This is a genomic window from Geitlerinema sp. CS-897 (genome assembly GCF_028368005.1).
Lineage (GTDB): Bacteria > Cyanobacteriota > Cyanobacteriia > Cyanobacteriales > Geitlerinemataceae > Baaleninema > Baaleninema simplex.
This window is the reverse complement of record NZ_JAQNCQ010000067.1, coordinates 1-2,223: the sequence shown is the minus strand read 5'-3', so window position 1 is coordinate 2,223 and position 2,223 is coordinate 1. Positions and strand designations below refer to the sequence as shown.

Sequence of the window (2,223 nt, the reverse complement as noted above, 5' to 3'; positions counted from 1 at the left end):
GGCGGCACACATCCAAAATGTGTTCGATGTCTGAAACCTGCTCCGCCGTTGGCTCTAGCTTGAATTCCCACGTCAGGTTTAGCATGAAACTATCTTAGCTTAGAAAATAAATATTTGTTTCCTAGGCTTAAGCGAACTACTTCCTCCCGTCGCTTCACCACCCCCCAAGCCCTCGGCTATGGGCGGAGCACTGCGACGGATCTTGGTAGGGTCGAGAAGCCATTTAAAGATCTCCTCCAGTGTAGAGCCACTGCCGAACCCCGTGGCGATCGCTCATCGATCTTAAGTAGTCTCTCTCTGAGCCAATCCAGAACTTTCCAGCAGCTAAGGGGGCGATCGCTTTATCGCCAAAAGGCGATCGAGATCGCAGGCAACCGGAACATTAGCCCGTACAATACAACAAACGGCAAATACTTCTGTCACCATCGCCTGCAACTGGGACAGTATCGATGAACCAAGTTACGACCCCCAAAAAAACCGAGTCCGTCCTGCGCCAAAATCCCTTCACAACCTATCGCGATCCGAAAACCGGTCGGTGGATTGTGGTCAAATCCCCCACACAACCTTCTCCGCAGTAACCCAAAGACTCACAGCAGTTTTCAACCAGTTTCGACGGAACCGAACGCGATCGGCCGTTTCGCTTCAGGTGAGGTGGTGGTGCGCTTCGCGCTAACGATACACTAGACTGTTGGCACGAATCTCACTCTCGCACCGTGCGTCTCGCCACCGCTATGAAACCATCGCCCTTTCTTTTCGGTCGGTTCCTTCCGGGACTGTCTATCATGGATCGCTACCTCATCGGCGAAACGCTTCCGCCATTTCTCTTCGGTGTCGGCGCGTTTTCTTCGATCGGCGTCGCGGTGGGTATCGTGTTCGAGTTGGTACGACAACTCACCAACGCCAACATCTCCCTCGACGTGGCGGCGAAAGTCTTCGTCTTGCAGCTTCCTTACTACATTTCCCTTTCGTTTCCCATGGCGATGTTGCTGGGAACCCTAATCGGCTATTCTCGCCTGTCCAGCGATAGCGAGTTGGTGGCGTTGCGAAGTTGTGGCGTGAGCTTGTATCGCATCGTCCGTCCGGCGTTGCTGCTGGCGCTCGTCGTCACGGCGATAACGTTTGCGTTCGATCAAGTGGTGGTTCCCGGTGCGCTGTACGAAGCCGAAGTGACGCTCGATCGCGCGTTGAAGGAGGAAGACACGTTGCTGGCGAAGCGCAATACGCTCTATCCCGAAATCGGGAAATTACCGCAAGCCAGAGACGCCGAAGACGAGACGTTGGTGCGATTGTTTTACGCCGAGAAGTTCGACAAAGAAGACGAACGAATGTACGGGGTGATCGTGTTAGATCGATCGGAACCGAAGTTCGATCGCCTGGTCTTCGCCGACTCCGCCACCTGGAACCCCGAAGACAACATCTGGGATTTCTTCGGCGTCACCAGTTACGCCATCCCCCCCGACGGATCTTACGTCAACATCGCCAAGTTCGATCGCCATCGTTACCCCCTCCCCCGCGCACCCTTGGAATTGGCGCGAGAGCGAGATTACCCGCAAATGAACGTGACGCAAGCGTTCGATCGCCTAGAAATCTTGAAAGCCAGCGGCCGCGAAGACAAAATTCGCAAACTCGAAATTCGCATCCAACAGAAGTTCGCCATCCCCTTCGCCTGCGTCGCCTTTGGATTAGTGGGAGCGGCGTTAGGGACGAAACCCCAGCGCACCAGCGCCTCGCGCGGGTTCGGAATTAGCGTGTTGGTGATCTTCACGTATTACCTGCTGATGTCCGTCGGCGATGCGTTGGGATTGAGCGGGTTAATCCGTCCCTGGATAGCCGGTTGGCTACCCACCCTCGTCGGATTAGGGGTGGGAATGGGACTGCTGATGCGCGCCTCGAAACTGTAGCGATCGTCTCGAGGTGGTTCAGCCTTCGTCGCGGTAGCCTTGCAGGTTTTCCGGCTCGAACCGATCTACTTGACTTGGCACTTGCTCTAGGGGATGATAAGGAGTCTATCAAGCAGACTGGGCAAGACTTACAGACCGTTGACACTTGAGTTCGAGCGGAGTCGAGGACTCAAATCGCTTACATCCCACATTCCGCACTTCAAATGTAGTGTATAAGTAGTATAAAGTGAATCGGAAAGGAATTAGGTATTTCGACTCAGCCAACTGACCCCTTGACTTGAAAATAACATTCAAGAGCCAACTGACTTGACAAAAATAGTAG

The 2,223-nt window shown here is 54.0% G+C and carries 2 protein-coding genes and 1 pseudogene; 2 read left to right on the top strand and 1 reads right to left on the bottom strand.

Annotated features, from left to right (window positions below; genetic code table 11):
• Positions 1 to 85 (bottom strand): annotated as a pseudogene (locus POG22_RS03485) (RNA-guided endonuclease TnpB family protein); the annotation flags it as partial.
• A 364-nt stretch (positions 86 to 449) separates the two neighbouring features.
• On the opposite strand from POG22_RS03485, the gene POG22_RS03480 reads away from it, so the two are divergent.
• On the top strand, positions 450 to 578 hold the full coding sequence (locus tag POG22_RS03480; RefSeq protein WP_498903651.1) for a hypothetical protein: 129 nt from the start codon (positions 450 to 452) through the stop codon (positions 576 to 578).
• Between the two features lie 153 nt (positions 579 to 731).
• A complete protein-coding gene (locus POG22_RS03475) occupies positions 732 to 1,901 on the top strand; it encodes an LptF/LptG family permease (RefSeq protein ID WP_498903650.1) in 1,170 nt (389 codons plus the stop codon).
• The last annotated feature ends 322 nt before the right edge of the window (positions 1,902 to 2,223 follow it).

Coding starts and splice junctions, on each gene's coding strand:
- POG22_RS03480 (WP_498903651.1), top strand. CDS start 450: ATGAACCAAGTTACGACCCCCAAAAAAACCGAGTCCGTCCTGCGCCAA.
- POG22_RS03475 (WP_498903650.1), top strand. CDS start 732: ATGAAACCATCGCCCTTTCTTTTCGGTCGGTTCCTTCCGGGACTGTCT.